The 18,303-nt window shown below is 36.8% G+C and carries 25 protein-coding genes and 1 tRNA gene; all 26 read right to left on the reverse strand.

The window, feature by feature from the left end; translation table 11 throughout:
• Positions 1-2,397, reverse strand: a 2,397-nt coding sequence (locus LQZ75_RS09000; protein WP_230097488.1) for a phage tail spike protein, incomplete at its 3' end; no start/stop codon positions are given.
• Complete coding sequence (locus LQZ75_RS09005; protein ID WP_230097489.1) at positions 2,394-3,116, reverse strand: hypothetical protein; 723 nt, start codon at positions 3,114-3,116, stop codon at positions 2,394-2,396. The genes LQZ75_RS09005 and LQZ75_RS09000, both read right to left, overlap by 4 nt.
• Positions 3,117-3,118: 2 nt before the next feature.
• Positions 3,119-5,659, reverse strand: coding sequence for a phage tail tape measure protein (locus tag LQZ75_RS09010; RefSeq protein WP_230097490.1), 2,541 nt, complete (start codon positions 5,657-5,659; stop codon positions 3,119-3,121).
• Positions 5,660-5,874: 215 nt separating this feature from the next.
• A complete protein-coding gene (locus tag LQZ75_RS09015) occupies positions 5,875-6,231 on the reverse strand; it encodes a hypothetical protein (protein WP_230097491.1) in 357 nt (118 codons plus the stop codon).
• A 52-nt stretch (positions 6,232-6,283) separates the two neighbouring features.
• The gene (locus LQZ75_RS09020) at positions 6,284-6,859 is read right to left on the reverse strand and encodes a major tail protein (protein ID WP_230097492.1); all 576 of its coding nucleotides are present in this window, start codon (positions 6,857-6,859) and stop codon (positions 6,284-6,286) included.
• A gap of 3 nt (positions 6,860-6,862) precedes the next feature.
• Positions 6,863-7,183, reverse strand: a complete 321-nt coding sequence (locus LQZ75_RS09025) for a hypothetical protein (RefSeq protein WP_230097493.1) — start codon at positions 7,181-7,183, stop codon at positions 6,863-6,865.
• The gene (locus LQZ75_RS09030) at positions 7,183-7,581 is read right to left on the reverse strand and encodes an HK97 gp10 family phage protein (protein ID WP_230097494.1); all 399 of its coding nucleotides are present in this window, start codon (positions 7,579-7,581) and stop codon (positions 7,183-7,185) included. The genes LQZ75_RS09025 and LQZ75_RS09030 overlap by 1 nt, the downstream gene beginning before the upstream one ends.
• Complete coding sequence (locus LQZ75_RS09035) at positions 7,568-7,879, reverse strand: hypothetical protein (RefSeq protein WP_230097495.1); 312 nt, start codon at positions 7,877-7,879, stop codon at positions 7,568-7,570. The genes LQZ75_RS09030 and LQZ75_RS09035 overlap by 14 nt, the downstream gene beginning before the upstream one ends.
• Complete coding sequence (locus LQZ75_RS09040) at positions 7,869-8,183, reverse strand: phage head-tail connector protein (protein WP_230097496.1); 315 nt, start codon at positions 8,181-8,183, stop codon at positions 7,869-7,871. Before LQZ75_RS09040 ends, LQZ75_RS09035 begins: the two co-directional genes overlap by 11 nt.
• 79 nt (positions 8,184-8,262) lie before the next feature.
• Entirely contained in the window at positions 8,263-9,516 is a 1,254-nt protein-coding gene (locus LQZ75_RS09045) for a phage major capsid protein (protein ID WP_230097497.1), read from the reverse strand.
• Positions 9,509-10,102 (reverse strand): HK97 family phage prohead protease, encoded by a 594-nt coding sequence (locus tag LQZ75_RS09050; protein ID WP_230097498.1) that lies wholly within the window; start codon positions 10,100-10,102, stop codon positions 9,509-9,511. Before LQZ75_RS09050 ends, LQZ75_RS09045 begins: the two co-directional genes overlap by 8 nt.
• Positions 10,095-11,219, reverse strand: coding sequence for a phage portal protein (locus LQZ75_RS09055; protein ID WP_230097499.1), 1,125 nt, complete (start codon positions 11,217-11,219; stop codon positions 10,095-10,097). Before LQZ75_RS09055 ends, LQZ75_RS09050 begins: the two co-directional genes overlap by 8 nt.
• 149 nt (positions 11,220-11,368) lie before the next feature.
• Positions 11,369-13,150 carry a terminase large subunit gene (locus tag LQZ75_RS09060; protein ID WP_230097500.1) on the reverse strand — a complete coding sequence of 594 codons (1,782 nt, stop codon included), beginning with the start codon at positions 13,148-13,150 and terminating at the stop codon, positions 11,369-11,371.
• On the reverse strand, positions 13,150-13,515 hold the full coding sequence (locus tag LQZ75_RS09065; protein WP_230097501.1) for a hypothetical protein: 366 nt from the start codon (positions 13,513-13,515) through the stop codon (positions 13,150-13,152). Before LQZ75_RS09065 ends, LQZ75_RS09060 begins: the two co-directional genes overlap by 1 nt.
• 71 nt (positions 13,516-13,586) lie before the next feature.
• The gene (locus LQZ75_RS09070) at positions 13,587-14,102 is read right to left on the reverse strand and encodes an HNH endonuclease (RefSeq protein WP_230097502.1); all 516 of its coding nucleotides are present in this window, start codon (positions 14,100-14,102) and stop codon (positions 13,587-13,589) included.
• 88 nt (positions 14,103-14,190) lie between these two features.
• Positions 14,191-14,262, reverse strand: a tRNA-Asp gene (locus LQZ75_RS09075).
• 174 nt (positions 14,263-14,436) lie between these two features.
• Positions 14,437-15,150: a hypothetical protein gene (locus LQZ75_RS09080; RefSeq protein WP_230097503.1), complete on the reverse strand. Its 714-nt coding sequence runs from the start codon at positions 15,148-15,150 to the stop codon at positions 14,437-14,439.
• 292 nt (positions 15,151-15,442) lie between these two features.
• The gene (locus tag LQZ75_RS09085) at positions 15,443-15,703 is read right to left on the reverse strand and encodes a hypothetical protein (protein WP_230097504.1); all 261 of its coding nucleotides are present in this window, start codon (positions 15,701-15,703) and stop codon (positions 15,443-15,445) included.
• Entirely contained in the window at positions 15,703-15,975 is a 273-nt protein-coding gene (locus tag LQZ75_RS09090; RefSeq protein WP_230097505.1) for a hypothetical protein, read from the reverse strand. The genes LQZ75_RS09085 and LQZ75_RS09090 overlap by 1 nt, the downstream gene beginning before the upstream one ends.
• On the reverse strand, positions 15,968-16,189 hold the full coding sequence (locus LQZ75_RS09095) for a hypothetical protein (protein ID WP_230097506.1): 222 nt from the start codon (positions 16,187-16,189) through the stop codon (positions 15,968-15,970). The genes LQZ75_RS09090 and LQZ75_RS09095 overlap by 8 nt, the downstream gene beginning before the upstream one ends.
• A gap of 131 nt (positions 16,190-16,320) precedes the next feature.
• Complete coding sequence (locus LQZ75_RS09100) at positions 16,321-16,509, reverse strand: hypothetical protein (protein ID WP_230097507.1); 189 nt, start codon at positions 16,507-16,509, stop codon at positions 16,321-16,323.
• Between the two features lie 57 nt (positions 16,510-16,566).
• Positions 16,567-17,028: a single-stranded DNA-binding protein gene (gene ssb / locus LQZ75_RS09105; RefSeq protein ID WP_230097508.1), complete on the reverse strand. Its 462-nt coding sequence runs from the start codon at positions 17,026-17,028 to the stop codon at positions 16,567-16,569.
• Positions 17,021-17,473, reverse strand: coding sequence for a hypothetical protein (locus LQZ75_RS09110; protein WP_230097509.1), 453 nt, complete (start codon positions 17,471-17,473; stop codon positions 17,021-17,023). The genes ssb and LQZ75_RS09110 overlap by 8 nt, the downstream gene beginning before the upstream one ends.
• Positions 17,466-17,666: a hypothetical protein gene (locus LQZ75_RS09115; protein ID WP_230097510.1), complete on the reverse strand. Its 201-nt coding sequence runs from the start codon at positions 17,664-17,666 to the stop codon at positions 17,466-17,468. Before LQZ75_RS09115 ends, LQZ75_RS09110 begins: the two co-directional genes overlap by 8 nt.
• Positions 17,663-18,088 carry an ArpU family phage packaging/lysis transcriptional regulator gene (locus tag LQZ75_RS09120; RefSeq protein ID WP_230097511.1) on the reverse strand — a complete coding sequence of 142 codons (426 nt, stop codon included), beginning with the start codon at positions 18,086-18,088 and terminating at the stop codon, positions 17,663-17,665. Before LQZ75_RS09120 ends, LQZ75_RS09115 begins: the two co-directional genes overlap by 4 nt.
• Entirely contained in the window at positions 18,088-18,300 is a 213-nt protein-coding gene (locus tag LQZ75_RS09125; protein ID WP_230097512.1) for a hypothetical protein, read from the reverse strand. The genes LQZ75_RS09120 and LQZ75_RS09125 overlap by 1 nt, the downstream gene beginning before the upstream one ends.
• Between the last annotated feature and the right edge of the window lie 3 nt (positions 18,301-18,303).

Raw genomic sequence — 18,303 nt, forward strand, 5'->3', positions numbered from 1 at the left:
AATTGACGTTTTATATTTTGTGGCTGATGTTGTCCGAACTAGAGCTCCCGTATATGTTACGGCCAAATTAGCTGGTGTAGAATTAGTTTGATTATACGCTGACGGGATTTGAACGTATTCACCTGCTAAAGTAATTCGTGTCCCGCCATATCCTGAACCTGCTGAACCATTCGGAGTTGAACCCACCACAATATAAGGGCTACTTGCGACGAATTGACCGTATGCTTTCCCGCCAGATAAGACAACCCCGCGTGAAGCCCCGCCGATTTTTGTTGGAAACCAACTATTACCGTTACGCCCTCCAGCCAATCCGACAAATAACTCTTGGCCTAACGCAAAATCAAATCCACTATTTGAGTTATCGCTTGTCGTCAAAGCGACGTACTCACGTCCCATTAATCGAGCTCCGTAAAAACTGAAACCTGCTCCATTGTTTGAGATACTGAAATAAGGATTCGAATTCGTGTCATATATCTGCGGTTGTGTCAGAAATAACGCACCGTCTTTAAGCATTGCTATAGCAGCGTAGGAGCTAGATGATATGAAGTTATTATCAACATCAATCAGAATACCGTTGTTCGGTGAAGATATGCTCCCCTTATATATCTTTATACCTTCTCCACTTTGAATGTTGAATGATTCGTCATCGTACATACGAATAGCATCATCACGTAACACGAACCCTTTAGACCCCTGATTAGCTCGAAATTCCATACTTAAACCTGAAATTTTACCAGTAGTAATCTGCGAAGCGTCAATATTAATAACTCTGATCTTACTTGCATCAAGTGTTCCAACAGTTATATTTGAGGCATTAAGGTTCTTAAAATTACCACCTAATGCATAGAATGCATCAGTAACAGTAGTTGGCCCATCTAAAATTACTGATTTTGCTTTTATTTGAAATCCAGATTCATCAAGATTAATCTGGTTAATTACATCACCCTTTTTAACTGATAAATTAATCTGGTCTTTTAAAACATCAATTTGAGCTGTATCAGCTTTGCCATCTAAACGTTTATTCGTGTCGCTTGCTACTTCATTCGTATAATCTTTTGCTTGATTGACTGCATTATCAACTGCATCATCATTTCGTTTTTCAAATTCATCATCAATACGATCATTCCATTGTCCATATTCGAAAATTCGAATACCGGCCATGTCTCCATTAGTCCAGAACCACAAATCTCCTTCTTGAGGATTTAATGGCTGCGATGGTCCCCTATATACTCTTGATTTTCCATCGGCCGAAATCATCGCTGAATTTGCCCGTTCATCAATACGAGCGATGTTTGAATTCATGTCCGATAGTGTGTTCCTATTGGCGTCACTGAAGCTTAATCGTGCGGTCCCAATAGCTAAACTTTTAATGCGTTCATCAATTGGATCATAGTGAATTTCATTAACGACCGCATCAACATTAATACCGAATTCAGGCACATAGACATTAACCGTATCAGTTAGGCCAACTGTTTCTAAATCTTTAAATTTATCTTGATAATCCGATGAATCTTGAAGCGATAACACATCAATCTCAATTGCCACTTCTGGTGAATCACGTCCCGTATTTGCTGACTGAGTAAACCAGTTAGTTGAGAATGCATTAATTTGGTTAATTACATCTTTTTCAATTATTTGTTCTGGTAATGTGATTTTTTCTGAAACATCTACCTGTAATGCGTGTACGATTGGGTAGTTGTTAATGTTTTTGGAACTGACTGGAGCACCTTTAATCACTCGATTATCTTGTAATTTTACGAACGGATAAATTTTGGTAACAACTTTTTCAGTTGAAATCGTGTATTTCAATCCATTAATATTTTTCCCTAAACGGAAAGTGGCAACGTTTGAACGTCCACGGCGTGCTAACATTGAGACTTGCTTATTTTCGCGTTTTAATTCTCCGCCATAAGTCTGTAGAAATGAACCCTGCACACCAGCGATTGTTTCCATAGCATTGGCGGCCTCAATCGTAGTGCTAGCGATTGTGGAAATATCTGAAAACAATCTGAATTGAGTTTTTTCCGTTAATGATGCTTGTAGCTTGTCCATGAAAGTTGAACCGCTTAAATTAGTAATAATTAAGCTATCAATCGTATTTTGGCGCAGATCGTACGTGATAGAGTCGGCTTCAATTGTTATTTCAGCGCCTGTTAAATCAAGTTCAATGTTCACTATTCGAAATGCATGTTCCTCATCACGAGGACTTGGTTTAGCTAAAATAATGTTATCAACTTGGATGTCTGCATATCTCAAACCTGTAACGGGATAATTCGCGGTTAGTTGAAAAATACCGTTTCTTTGTTCATGAATATCGACATCATAGATTTCAGCTAAAGCACCTAAACCTTGATTTATGAAGTCTATTTCAGTTGATTCATATAAAATTGGCGTCATAGGCTCCTCCATTTCGGTTTAATAATTCCAGTCCCTGTTGAAATGCTAATAGTGTTAGTTCCAGAATTTAAAATTGGAAACTTAGAACGGCTCATCTTGGCGTTTTCATTGATCAGCGTAACCCCATCAGTCCGCCACACGTTTTGTAACGATGAGTCAAGCTCAATCAATCCTTGAACACCTGTAAAGCTATAATTAATGCCATTAATTTTTAAATTAATGTTTCCGCTACCAATCAATTTAATGTACGGCAACGCATTATAAGCCGTTGGATTAACGATAGTTACCGAATCTGTGCCGATATTTATATCTGGAACGTCGTTAAAATACTTATATGGTGCTGCACTGAATTTTAAGCCGTATTCACGATATTCCGACATAATTAGAGGCCGTTTAACATCTACAACATCAGTTAGTGTGATCTGATATGTGTAATTTGGGTCAAAATAAAACACAGCATCGACATAGCGACCTGTGCTTAATGTTGTTATTAATTTATCTAAGTTTTCTTGTCTATTATTTCCACGAATTGCGATTATTAATTCGAATTTCCTATTCTCGTATGCGTTTCTATCAAATAATAATGCGCGATCAATCCCAATTGGACTATCATTAATTAATATCTTACGTTCTGGAATTGGAATTTCTGGCCATTGAGTTATCACGGCATTGATTGACTCACTTGTTAGATCGCCGAATTTGAAGCTTCCACGGTTCATCTTTATCCTCCTATCGCACGAGTTCTCGCATTTTGTGCACGGGTAATCCCGTCCACAACCGCACCTTGAATTTTTTTAATCGTAGCTGGTGTAACATCAGCGTTAACATTGATGGTTAAGTTAATTCCACCCATATCACCACCAAGGGCGTCAATGATACCACGACCAATTCCGCCAAGCGTTTTATCGTTTAGTGGTAATGCTGCTTCAGGACCAGCTTCGCCAACTCCATTGAATCCACCATTACCAGCGAATAATGTCGGTTTTTTAAAAATCCCACCTTTTGCATACCAATTAATACCAATACTTGGTATTTTACCTTTTAAAGGATCAAACGAACCACTTAGATTAAAGTGGGGTAATTTAATGTGGGGAATGCTAACTTCAGGAAATCTCAATTTGAAGTTGAATAAACCTTTAATCGTGTTAATAATGCCACTGATAATGCCTTTAGCAGTTTGAATCGGATTAGTCATCGCACTTTTAATGCCGTTCCACACACTAGACGTTACGGATTTAATGTTGTTCCAAACTGTACTTGTAACATCTTTTATTCCATTCCAAGCGGCACTCGTGACGGCTTTAATGCCATTCCAAGCGCCTGAAATAAAGCTCCCCATCCAGCCAACAACGGCACTGGTAATCGCTTTGATACTATTCCAATTTTGAATAATGAAATTAACCATGCCAGCAAAAGGATTAATCACAAATAATACAATTTGCCCAAATTTAGAACTCAAAAACGTTCCAATCCAGCCAACTGTCACACTGAATATTTGTTTAATACCGTCCCAAAGGCCACTAAAGAATCCAGAAATGCCACCCCAAATACCTTTTAACCAATCAACTATGGTTCCCCAGTTTTTAATAACTAAAATAACAGCTGTAACCGCTGCTATAACTGCCGCGATAGCTAATCCAACTGGGCCTATTAGAATAGCTCCTAATCCAGTAAACGCTCCACCTATAACTCCCAATACAGGAGCCATCACCGAGAACGCTGTACCCATAACTGCTATAACTGGTAGTAATACTGCTATGACGGATGCTAAGGCACCAATTACAGCTATGGTTACTTTAACTGGACCAGGAGCATTTTCAAAGGCATTAACAATACCTGTCAATGCCTTAATTACAGGCGTGAATGTAGGCATTAAATCAGATAGACTAGTCTTAAGAGAGTTAATTGCACGCTTTAATTCCTGGCCAGGTGTGTGTTCGTCCATTTTTTTTGCTGCGCCAGCGAATTTTTCTGTACCGGTTGTTGCCTGAAGTAATGCGGCACTAACATCAGTACCTAAATCTTCAAATTGCGTCCCAATACCTTGAACAGCCGCTTTGGCTTCATTTGCTGGCATAGATTTTAAATCTTTACCAACTGCAGCCATTACTTCCGCAGATGTAGCTTTACCTTTTTTAAATTCCGCAAAAACACCTTGGGTAGACTTGCTAAATGCCGTCATTGGTTTATCAAGTTGACCAGCAGTTAACTTTAACTGAAATTCTTTAACTGCATCAGCAACTTTATCAGTGTTAAATGCACCGGCTTTCATACCCGCATTTAACACATTTAACATACCCCCAGCGCTAATACCGGCATCTTTGAAAGTCGGTGAATACTCATTGACGGTATCTAAAAAATCACCTTGCTTATTTAAGTTATCTTGAAGACCTTTAGCTATTAAGTCCGTAGAATTTTTGCCGCTGATACCGAATCCTTTCATTGCCTGACTTGAAGCATTAGCGGCCTCTTGTATGTCTACTCCTCCATTAGTTGCGATACCTTGTAAATTCAACGTCACTGTTTTAAAGTCTGTATTATTTAAATCACTAAATGCTTGCTTAACGCTCTTCACAGATTCGAAGGCTTCATCAACTGAGTCAACCATGCCGCTTTTAAATACAGTTTTAACAACGTCACCAGTTTGTTTAGCTTGACCAGCGGTTAAACCCATGGAAGATTGCATTTTAGACTGTGCGTCAGCAAATTCTAACCCTGTACCAATAACATCTTTTCCCAACTCGGCAGCTTTGTCAGCGATTCCTTTTAGGAATTCACCAACTTGAATTTTAGTTAACGTGCTGACATTCTTTTCTAATTCGCTGGCACCAGAAGCACCTTTTTTAAACCCTGCTTCGGCTTGGGCGGCAGCATCTGAACTACCATTTAAATAGTTAATGGTATCTTGTAAGCCGCCCTTTAAACGGCCTAATTGTGCTTCAGTCGCTTGGACCTCACGTTGAAATCCGCGATACTGTTCTTCACCAATTTCTCCCTTAGAAAATTGAGCTTGCACTTGAGCCTGTGCACCTTTTAAAGTATCTAATTTAGTAGCCGTTGATTCAACCGCTTTACTAAGCAGTTTTTGTTTTTGTGCTACTAATTCTGTGTTACCAGGATCTAGTTTTAACAGCTTATTGACATCACGTAATTCACTGCTGGTTTTAGCAGTTTGTGAATTTACACCCTTTAAAGCTGAATCAAGGCCTTTAGTATCGCCATCAATTTCAATCGTGATACCTTTAATTCGTCCACCGGCCATATAGTCTCCTTTCTAAAATGCATCGAAATCAGCTTGAGCTGCCTTTTTCTTTAACGGTTGTTGTTCTTTAGTTTCTGAATTTGAATATTCGACTATATAGTCCATCACATCGCATAAATCCATCATTTTCATTTCATCAAAGCTTAAACCACATTTTTTTGCTACATACAAAAAGGACGAAACATCGAACGGCTCATCGCTCTCATATTCGTCCCTTAAGCTTTTTTTGTTGATAATGATGTTACTACTAATTCGATTACTTCACTTAAAATGTCGAAAATTGGAAACTCTTCAAATTCAGCAAGCCATTCATCAAGTGTTAGTATTGCTTGATTAGCATTTTTAGCGTATGTCCATGCAAATTGTTGAAAAATACGAATTCGGTTATTCCCCATAACCTCGGTCATAATTTCAATTTCAGATTTATCGCTAGTTGCAATGCCTGCAAGTTCTAAAATAATACCTAAATCTTGAAAAAAATCACTTTGGAAATTTGCTTTATAAATAATTGGTGAGGCACCAGATGAAACTAATTTAACTTTTTTATTACCTAAAATAATTGTTTTTTCCATGAGTAAATCTCCTTTTTATTATTATGTACACCCGATTTAACGGGCTTTGAATTTATTTTGCTGGTGCTGTTAATACTGGTTCGTATACTTTGGTGTACCAACTTTGGTATGCAGTGTCATTAGTCGTTGCATCTGTTTTTGATTTAGCTACATTAAAATATGGATGTAGTGCTGCCACAATTTCAAATTCAGATGATTTAACATCACCCTTTTTACCGCGGGTCTCTCCGTTTTCACTTGGCCGGCTAAATGTCACGTTGTAAAGTACGTGGCGAACAGCTTTAACATCACCATCAAATTCAAACGCCATCGCAACGGCTTGGCCAGCTTTCATTGATTGCAAAATTACACCGTTCGTATCACGTACATCACCAAGGACTACTGATGAAACTTCAAAAGGCATCAATGCCATTTCTAGTTTCCCTGAAAAACCTTGGTTATTATCCGCTGTGTAATATGTGGTGTTATCAGCTTCAAATTCAATTTTGTCACCTTCCGGATCAAGCCCAAGTGATACTGCCCCGCGGAATTTAATTGGTCCGTCATATGTGATTTTCGTTCCATCATCAGTTAATGGAAAAAGGGTTACATTCTTAAGACCATACATAACTTTATTATCTTGTACCATTTTTTATTCTCCTAACGTTATCTCGTACACATTCATGTACATATGTTCTTCATCTATATACTCTTCGTGTGCATAGAAAGGAATTTCATGCGCATTCAAAAAGGATTCAATTAACTGTTCGCTAACCAAATCCTTTTTTTCAGTATATAGTTCAATGTTTATATTTTTTTCACTATAAATAGTTGAGTTATCAGCTTCAAATCCATCATTATCAACAAATAAATACACGATATACGGGAATTCTGGCTCGCTGTTGAAATGATGATATGCTACGGGCAACTTGGTTTCGTTAACCAGCGCAGCCCCTAGTTCGCTAAATTTCATTATCGCTTACCTCGCTTACCTCTAGGTTGAGAAATTCCCAATTTAACACGCTTTTCGAATGCTTTATTAATCCACTCTTCAACTGGTGCGATGTGGACGAATGTACGAGTTCGTCCACCGCCTCGTTTAGCATGGCCAAATTCCAGCAAGTGGGTTAATTGATAATTTGTAGCATTATAAATTATCACAGGACCTCGATTCGATTCCTTTTTAATTCTCCACCCTCTTTTATAGCTACCACTACGCTGTTTAAACGAACCAGCTAACCTTAACTTTTTAACTCCTTCTTTGGTTACCTCGTCCTTAGCATCTTCTAATTCATCTTCAACATCAGATGAATATTCTTGTAATGCCTTAACGATTTCATCAGTCATTTGACCTGGTTTAATTTTGGCCATCGCTTAACCTCTTTGTTAGATATAGAGTAGTTTTATCTCCAACTTCAGCAATTCGATATACATGATATTTAACAGTGTTAACCTTGGCTATTGTCTCACCTTTATAATCAACGGAATTAATTCTAAAAGTAAAATCAGGGCGAATGCCTTGATTACCTGCGGCGTCAAATTCAGCCCGAGTAATCGTGAATTGATTCGCAAATACTTTTCGGGGGTCACCCTCACGCTTAAATGTATTCAACATCTCATCTTGGATGTTTTCAGTGGGTACCAAATAAATAACTGAATTATATCTCATCTATTTCTACCTCCGAATCAAACCGCGAATGAACCGATAGTTCATCTTTTAAATCGTTATACAGACTTAGTTGTCTATCAGCATCGGGGTTATCATAACCCCAATGTGATTTAACATATAAAATTATAGCCATTTGAACTAACGATTTGTTTTCTGTTTTATCAGCCCAAGTAGCTTCAACTAATCCTAAAATATTTAAATCAGTTCGTGCCGCGATAATTAAATCATTAATTTCATTATCTAAATCAACATCATCTACCGTCGTCCGAAGCGCTACTTTAACTTTGCTTAGTAATTCGTCCACATTGAAACCTCCACATAGCCGCCTAACGATTGAACGTTAATTTGTGTATTTCTTGAAGCGGCATAAATTTTAACTATCTTTAACTCTTGGGTGCTTCAGGAGTAATAGTCACGAACACACCTGCATTGCTATCAGCAGATTCAACATCAAATCGAATAACAGGTTGTAGCACACGACCGTACACTTTATCATCAATCCAATTAACCATTACATCTAATCGGTTGGCGAATAGTGCTGCACGTTCTAAATCACCAATGAATACTTGTAGAACTTCTCCTGTTCCACCAAACGCAGAGTCTTTAAACACAGTAACATCAAGACCGAATAACTTAGACCCTGAAGGGGCTGAAATTGAGTCTTGAAGTAAGTAACGACCTTGCGCATCCTTAGCTTGATCAAGAACATCATATAGAGATTGCGTCATCACAAAACTAAGGTTGTAAGCTGGATCAAAGCCTTTATTTTTCAATGATTTTAACGTAGGCACCAAATCTTCAGCAGCGACTTTTTTACTCGTGAATTTAGATAGAATCGTATTCACTTGAGAGTTCACGGTGTTAATTTTAATTTCTTGGACATAGCGTTGTAACAATGGAATTAAATCAATTTGTGCATCCGCAATTGCTTCTTCAGAAATTGGTAACATTCCACGATACGTTTTAACCTTCCATTCAACGTCGATAAATTCAGGATTAGCTAAATCTGGATTTTCTTTAAGCTCATCTACTGATGGAAGCACTGTTGATGCTGATTTAAGGATTGGGTATGTTCCAGAAGGAGTAGTTACAGAAACGTTATGAACTAATTTTGACAAATCAGCCACTGTATGAACCTCTGTATCAGGGTTGTAAATAATTTGTTCAGGAATCAATACACCTGCTTCAGTAGAAGTTAAGCCATCACGTTTTTCACCACGTGAGTGCAAAAATGCGTTGAAGGCAGCTCGTTGTTCTTGAAGAATATTAGTTTTTTTGTTCATAGGAATTGGCATTTTACGATTTTCTCCTTTTTTCGTTGGATCTTCAGGGTCATTTTCTGGGTTAGTATTGTTGTCGTCATCGTCTAGCTCTGGTGGAACACCTGTATCATCTGGTGTTGGTGCTGGTGGGTCTAATGATTCAGGTGTATCATCATTTCCATCATCTGGAACCTCGGGATCGGTAGTCGGTTCAGGTAGTGCTTCTAAATTTTTAATGTCAGCTTGAAGTTGTTTAACCAAATCAAGTGCTTGTTGTTGTTGATCAGCACTTGCATTTGAGTTGATTAAATCTTCGGCGTTAGCAATCGCTGTTGCTAACTCTCCTTGTTTGGCAGCAATTGATTCTTTAACCATTCTTATCTCCTTTATTTGCTTGGTATTTTAAGATTTCCAAGACTAACGCATTGCGAATTTGTAAACTCTTAGATACTTCTTTTTCGTGTAAATCACGCTTACTTAATGCGACTTTTGTATCTGGATAAGCAGGTATAGGTGTTAATGTGATTTCAAACAATTGGTCTATTTGGTCAATTGTTCGAACATCAGGTTTACCATTAGTACCCCATTCCCAATTATCATGACTCACCGTGAAACCAAAGCTCATACCTTGAATGTTCCCCACACGAATGTTTTCGAGGACATCATTAGCTAACGTCGTATTTGGTAATTCGGCACTAAATTTAAGCCCAATCTTATCAACTTCTAGCTTTAATGAACCTGCATCTGAACGTGCTAATACATCATTAATTTCATGGCCGTAAATTAAATATACTTTTGATAAATCAACGTTATCTAAGGCTTTAGGGTCAACAAATTCAATGAATCCACCTAGATCACCACTTGCCCTATTAAATACAATTGGATAACCTTCAATTGTGCGGCTATCAGTCTCTGCTCTAATTTCAAGCGTTGATTCATATGAACGTATCTCATTATTCATTTGGTAACACCTCCTTTGCGCTTACTTTATTTACGATTTCTTGCGTGACTAAATCTGATTGACTATCCGCCAATATAGCAAGTGCCATATCAGTTGTGATGGTGCCAGCTTTAACCATTTCGTTCACGCGTTGCTCAACTCCAATACCATCTAGATCAGTCGCTTGCTTAACATCAGCGATAATTTGAACATCTAACTTAGCTTCGATTTCTTCAACAATGGATGCTAAGTAACGTCCTAAGGTAGTGTTATACAAATTTCTAATCTGATCAGCATTTGAGTGTTCAGATTCATTGCCCAAAATGTCCGTGGGCAACATGAATACTTTAGCAATTTGGTCACGGGTCCAATCAACTGAATTTAATAGTTTGGCCACATCTGTTTTTATTTCTAATTGATTAAAATCAAATAACGGGTCCAAGATTAATACTCGTCCAGCATTTGAACCAGAGTTGGCTTTTTCAAAAGATGCCCGCACATTTTCCTTCGCATCTTCAGTCAACGCTGCTTTATTTGATTTCAAAATCGCCATTGGATTAATCGCTTGGCGAAACATTTGAACTGCTAAATTCCTTGAACTTTTTTGTAGTTCTAATTCGGAACTTAGCGCTGCTAATGGACTTTTACCCATTAAACCGCCATCCATACTGAAACATTTGAAATGAATCATGTCTGCGGAATCAATATTTTTTAAATCTGGTTCATCTGGGGCAATGAAGCTAACATCATAGGTTATCGTTTGGCCATCATCTGATAAATTAACTGTTACATTTGACGGGCGGACAAATTCCCAAAATTCTTGGTTGCTATCTGTTCTTCGGACTGCATACGCGTTACCTGTTAGTAACATTTGTGCGATTAACGACTGGATGAAATTAAATCTGTTAGCTATCCGTGATGGATTTAGCAACAATTTATTTATTTTCTTACTCTCAGTACTCAATTTAATCCGTGCTAAGTCTGAACTAATAACATTAACTGCTGCCCAAACATCAGAATTACGAATGACGCTTTCAGCTGACACATAATCATCGTTATAAATATTAATTCCATTTCCTAAAGCCACTCCTAGTGTACTTTGACCACGGATATTAATACTTCTTTTTTCAAAAAACATTACCTACTCCCTTCCAACAAAATAACTGAATACGAAACAAAATAAACCAGTAATTGCTAAGCCTAAAATTATGTGGATTAAAAAAGCCGCTACCACAAAACTTGCAGTACCGACTAGCGATAAAATGTTTGAAATAATTAATCTGTTCTTCAAAATGTAAATCCTCCACTCTTCAGTAATTCATTAACTTGCTGGTCTGACATTCGATCATACTCATCTTGTACTTTCGTAGCTTGGCCATATTCTTCAAAATGATATAGTCCATCAAATAAAGCATCAATTAAAGCATCTACTAAATCAATTTTGAAACTAGCTTTGTTCTTATCAATTTTTATACCGTTATTATCCGAAACGATAACTGCATTCATTAATGATTTTTCCATCATTGCGTCATCAAATCGGGTAACTCTCCCCTCAACAAAGGCATCTTGAAGCCATTTAGTAGGTTCGTTTAACGATATTGAACCTTGTCTAACCGGTTGCATTTGCCAATTTGTCGTTTCTTCAACGGCTTTAACAGTGGCATAAGCGTGTGCTGAATCGTATGCGAATGACATTACTTCTAGATTATTATCACTGACAAAATCCATCAGCCAAGTAAAGACGAAATCATTATCAATCAAGCCTTTTTCATGCTGCGTGACATCTGCAAAGCCTAATTCTTCCATTTGGCGATAATTAATGCCGTCTTGGCTTTCTTTGGCGTCAATAGAACCCGCCTTTTTCCAAGGGATAAATGAGTGTTGATACAAGTGCCATTTTCGCTTACCGTCTTCATCTTCGTATGGAAATACAAATGCTAGAGCGGTATCATCGGAAGTCATTGAATTATCAAACCCAATATAGACTTGGTGGCCTTTAATATCGAAATCTTCAATAACTGTGTTATTAATATCTTCGAGTTCAAATGCGGCGTCTTGTTCAGCATTAACCCAAACATTCATAGATTTAACTAAAAAATCATTTAACTTACCTTGCCGCATAGAGATATCGCGCTTTGAAATTAAACCTTCGAGTAATTGATCATGTTGTTCAGGCAGTCCTAATAGTGGATTAGATTTAATCCATGTTTCAGGTTCAAAAACTTCATTAACATCATCTTGCGACCATACGGCCAAGAAATAGTTATCTAGTTCATGCTTGCCTTTTTCAATGTCTTCGGTGGCCATCTTAATATCTTCACGTAACGGTGCATTAGGATTTTGATACGCCGTTGAAATCATGATAAAAATACCTTCAGGTTGTTTAACTTGTCCCGAAGTTATCATTTCAAAAGCATCTCGGTTAATCTGTTTTCCTGCCTCATCAAATACGGCAGTATTCGCGTGGTAACTATCCAAGTGCCCACCATCAGCCGTTAAACGTACAATTTGGTTCTTCCGACGATTGTCAAAGACATCCATGAATCGGGGTGAAATATCTTCGCGTAACCCCTCAAACAACGCACCTGGTTTAATTAGTTTTTCAATTGTACCTTTGGTGTAGTTAAATAATTTTTTAGTTTGGTCACTAGTGTTTGAAGCTACGATGATGTCTTGATTGTATCTATCGTATGACTGAATAAAAAAATCATACGTGGCTAACACTGATGCCATATATGTTTTCCCTTGAGCTCGTGCAATAGATATGACAGCCTGCTTAAAGCGTTTACCGTTGGTTTTTTCGCTACGCCAACCAACTAAACTACCTAATGCGAACTTTTGCCAGGCCATTAGTGGTACTGGTTCGTTCGTATCTGGATCAGGAACCCTTGAAGCGAATAATAAAAATCCTTTTAAAATTTTTTCGTCGAAATAATAAGGAAATTCCGGTGTCCTTTGCATTTTTAAGTCATCTAAATGCCTTTTTGTTGCTAATTTCATCAATTTTCCAGTTAAAATTTTGCCGTTTTGAACATCTAAAGCATATTGAGTAACGGGATTAACGCTCATTATGACTCACCTCGCATTAAAGCAACGATTTCATCGGCTGAATTTTTTTCAACTTTCACTAATGTTTCACGTGGCAATAGATTATTCAACTCCTTAACCAGGCCAGTCCAACGATTAATTACTGCAACGTAGCTTTTTTGGGCTGGATTTTCGCGCATCATTTCCTGCGAACCATTAACGAATAGAACAACCGGCCCATTTTCGATAATATCATCTTGTAAAATTCGTAAGTTGACAGTCGCAAAAGCTAATTGCTCAATAATTTTCTTGCCAATGTCTTGTTTTTCAGGTGGGATTTCAACATACGCCTTTGTAAAGTAATCAACTGCCACTTCATACTGTTTCTGAAATTCTTTTCTATCCATTTTTTGTATCCTCCTTTCAAATTTTGACACCCCCCCTCATATGAAAAAACGGCTCGCTGTAAATGTTGACACTATTGCACCGTTCTTCCTTTTTGAAACCCATAGGGGGCCTTACTAGTCATTTTAAAGACATATTCAAGGTATTTCACATCTTTAATTAACAATTGCTCTGAACGCTTTTTATTGCGTTTTCCAGTACCATAAAATTCTTGTTCCCACTTAGTCTTAATGTTGTGGCAGCTCTTACAACTTGCCACTAGATTAGTCTCCTCTAGCTGCAATTCAGGTGCTATTTCATTCGGAACAATGTGATCAACCATGTAAGCAGGTGTTACTTGGCCAACAAGTTGACAGTAACGACATAACCCATGGTCTCGCTTCATAATATATTCACGCTGAACCTTCCACGCTTTAGTGCGGTAGAACTTCAAACGCTCCTTAGTCTTAGTGTCAGCCTTGCGTTGCATATTATAATGTCTATCTTGTTGCTTGTTCCTTGGATGAAGCGCTTGGTGTTGACTGCAGTAACGCTCTTCAATTGCTACTTTAGTTCTGCAATTAAGATGCCCACATCGATGTACTTTCAAAACGTTCCTCCTTATATTAACTATGTACACTGACTGATTAGTTATTACTAACCAGTAGCTCTGCTTTATGTTATGCCATAACTGGCAACGGTCATATCGGGAATCGAACCCGAGTCTCACGCGTGACAGGCGTGTATCTTAACCGTTAGACTATACGACCATTACTACCGCTGCGTTTAACGTCCAGCTTGACCAACAAAAAAGACACCCATCTCTGGATGTCTAAACATGTTTCTAAACTAATTCGGGAGAATCCCAATTACATACGTCATTACTGAACAATATCATTATATGACGTATCATGTGACATAAAACTGACAAAAAAGTGACATTTTTATTTAATTAGTTCATATTTCGTTTTAATAAGTTTATCAGTAGATACTATGAATTCATTAAACACGTTCTCTGAATTTTTTAAACAAGCTCTATAATCAGTTCGAGAACATCCGTATTCTAAAACTAAAATGTTTCTGTTTTTATCATCATTAAAAAAGCTTTTTAAATCATCTTGTAACGCTTTAACTTTATTAAAGCTATTTTCATATTTAATGTATAAGTCCATATCAAGGTATTCTTTAATTAGAAAAGTTAAAAATACATTATTTAATATACTTTTATTTAAATTTAGTGTCTCAGTTCTTAACTCTTCCATATCAATACCTTTCTTACCTTGCACGATATCCCCGTACTTTTCTGCGAATTCATTATTTTGATAGAGTAGGTTATATATGCGTTGGTATTCTAGATTAATATCGGTTTGTACTTTGTTCAAAGTGATTAGCATATTTTTTGATTCTAAAATCTTCTGGTTGTATTCTTGTTCTTTTAATTGCTTATTTACTTGCCAATACACACCTAAAACAGAAATAATTGAACCTATAAGACTTCCTAAAAATGAAATCCAATCACCCTCATATTTTGAAATATTATTTAAAAAGAATGGCAAAATCATCAAACATGTAAATGTAATAACACCCCATATAATCGTATACATAATTAAAAAAAATATATTTTGAACAAATCCTTTGAATTTATTTAATTTTCGCATCTAATAATCTCCAAATTATTTAATACTTAAAATTATAGCAAAATAAAAAACAGCCACCTAATTAAAGGTGACTGCTTAAACTAAACGAACATTTTGTAATTCAAATCTTTCTTACGAATCAACCTAGTTGCTAAGCCACGCTTGTATAGATCATGAAATATCTTTTTATTCAGTTGTTCGAACTTAACTAACTTCTTATGCTGTATTTGCCGTTTGGTTGCCAATGCTTTTATAACCTTCCTTTAAATCCTTCCAAAATGATTACAAATTGCAGCTACCACAATTAATTTAATTATTTAATCCACCATGTTGCAATCAATACACATAAACACATAACTATACATACTTCTGAAATAAATACTCGACGTTCTTCTTTTTTAATTTCTTCTAGTCGTTTTTTATTCTCTTCCAATATTTTTTTATTTTCTTCAAATATTTTTTTATTTAGATCATTTTCTTCTTTGGCTTTTTCGATTTGTTTTGTAATATCTTCAATCCACCATCTAAAATCTACATTTGCGTTCGCTGATGCTTGATTATTAACTATTTTCATTACATGCCACCTTTTATTAGTAACGTAACCTTATTAACATCCACTGTTGTTTCAGCCTTGCGAGAAAATTCTTCATCACTATTAATGAGATTTAACAAATCTCTCAATTCTCGCTTCACCCTATCACCAGATAGCAATTTTTTAATCACTTCCATTTGTAGTTCTTTATTAAGAATGAAAAATGACATAACAGAATCAATGAACTCATCATCTTCTTCAACGTCATCTAAGAACTCATTTAAAAATCTAACTTTATACGCTTCTTCATCCATTACACACCACCTCTAATTTCCCATTCCAAGCATTCACCGCATTGATTAGCTCATCATCGTTATTAACTTTTATACGTAAATTTGGATAATAACTATTAATAGGTTCGTTATCATCACCAATTATCCAAAATGAAATTTCTACAAAGTAATCACCCGAATGATTCATAACTAAATCTTCCCATTCAGCATATTCAGCCTTGTTCAATTCCCACATTTTCACTATCCTTTTTCACTTTCAAATACGTTGCATAATCACAAGTCTTTTTAAATCCTGTAACCCTTTGCTATCACTGGTTTAAACAAGCTTTCTAAGTCATGGGTTTTTTCAGCTATTTTTGCTTGAATTTAATCACCAAGTTCTTCAATTTTTCCAACTTGGTATTTCAACTCATCAGCAATTACCGCAAGAATTGTTTCGCGACTCCCATTGCTGAATTGTTCAGTTGAGATTGATTCAATGAGAGCATACGCATCTTCTATCCGTTGCATTACCAAAAGCTTGGCTGTTAAATCTTGTAATAGTTCATTTGTCATAATTAATCCTCTTTCTTTTATTGGGCATTCCACCCATTCGGTCTAAGACTCTACTTTTTATCTAAACGGCATATCATCATCTGAAATATCAATTTCTTTTCCACTAGTAAATGGATCATTCATTGGGCGATTACTTGACGCACTAAAATTATTCTGGCCACCATTATTATTTGGCTGACTTTGATGGTTATTATTTGTACTCTTTGGTTCAAGCAAACTAAAGTTTTCAACAATCACTTCGGTTACATAAACTCGTGTACCTTGTTGATTTTCGTAATTACGTGTTTGAATACGTCCTTCAACTCCAACTAATGAACCTTTATGAGTGTAGTTAGCTAAATTTTCAGCCCCTTTACCCCATATGGCTGCATTAATGAAATCAGCTTCACGTTCACCTTGTTGATTAGTAAATTGACGATTAACAGCTAATGTAAAGTTACCTGCTGCTTTACCACTTTGCGTGTAACGGAGTTCAACATCTTTGACCAAACGTCCAACTAAAACTACTCGATTAATCATTTTCTTCCACCTTTTCAATGTTAAACTTGCTAGTGTCACGCATTGCGAATGCGAAATCTTGGTCGAATAATTCATATGGCGACGCATTTCTATCTGGTACTCTATCTTCATTTACACGCCTTGGATAAAATCTTGACTCTTCATCCATCGCATATATAGTGTAATGAACTTTACCAGTTTTGCTATTCTCGTTAACCTGATAAATCACATACTTATCTTTCTTTTCAACCAACTCAATCTCGCCCGCCCAAATCTTGGCAAAGGTTAATTGATTAGCGTTATCCTCATCGGAAGTGCCAGTAAACAACCATTTATATAATGTTGGATACTCACTAACATTATTTTTTGCCGTACGTAAGCCTGCAAAAATCCACGTACCTGAAGTACCCTGCAACCGTTCAACCTCTTCAATAAATTCCTTACTTTGTTCCAATTTTTCACGCATAACGCAGTCCTTTCTGATCAGGTACCATGTAATCCAATCTTTCAATTTTGAAAAATGGGTTATATGGGATTAACTTATATCCAAGTTTGGCTAAGTTTTTATTTAAATTTTTAATTCGTGTCTCATCAATGATGTCCCATGCGATGTCATCATTAATCCTATTCAATTCAGCTCTACATTCATCAAGCTTCATGGCTCTATCTCCTCAATGTATACGTGCAGGTCCTTCATCTTGAACCCGTCGGCAAAATACAAAAATGCGGTGTTAATCTTACGTTGCAACTCTCGGTTGGTGTATGGGAGCTGCTCTTCAATATTCAGCCACGTTAACCCTTTAATGTAACGGGCTTTCAATAGAAATTGATACTTATCAGGCATTGTATTAATCGTTCGTATAACATCCTTCACGATTGAACCTGCATCAATGTGCATGATTAATTTTGATTCAGCTGCGTTATCCAAATTTTGAGCTTTTGGATCAGCACTGAAACTTGGTGATTTCAAATCCGTCATTGAACTTCCAGACATCATCACCAGGCGTTCCCACTCATATTTAAAAAACTTTCGCACGCGCTCTTCGGTGGCGTATGCATCAATCGGACGAATTAACTCCATCAATTGGTCTCCTTTAATTTTTGCTCTTTTTGCCAATCAACAAATTTTTGATACTCGTTCGCCGGTATCATCACCAGGTACGGTGGGATTGATTCAGCGTACGTGTTCAAATAGCGAACCTCTTCATTCACCAAATCCCAATCTTTTTCAGCGACTGCATACTTCAAATCTTCAACTACCGCAGATAGGTCTTGCTTAACTGTTTGAGCCATATA

Source organism: Periweissella fabaria (assembly GCF_918814575.1).
GTDB lineage: Bacteria > Bacillota > Bacilli > Lactobacillales > Lactobacillaceae > Periweissella > Periweissella fabaria.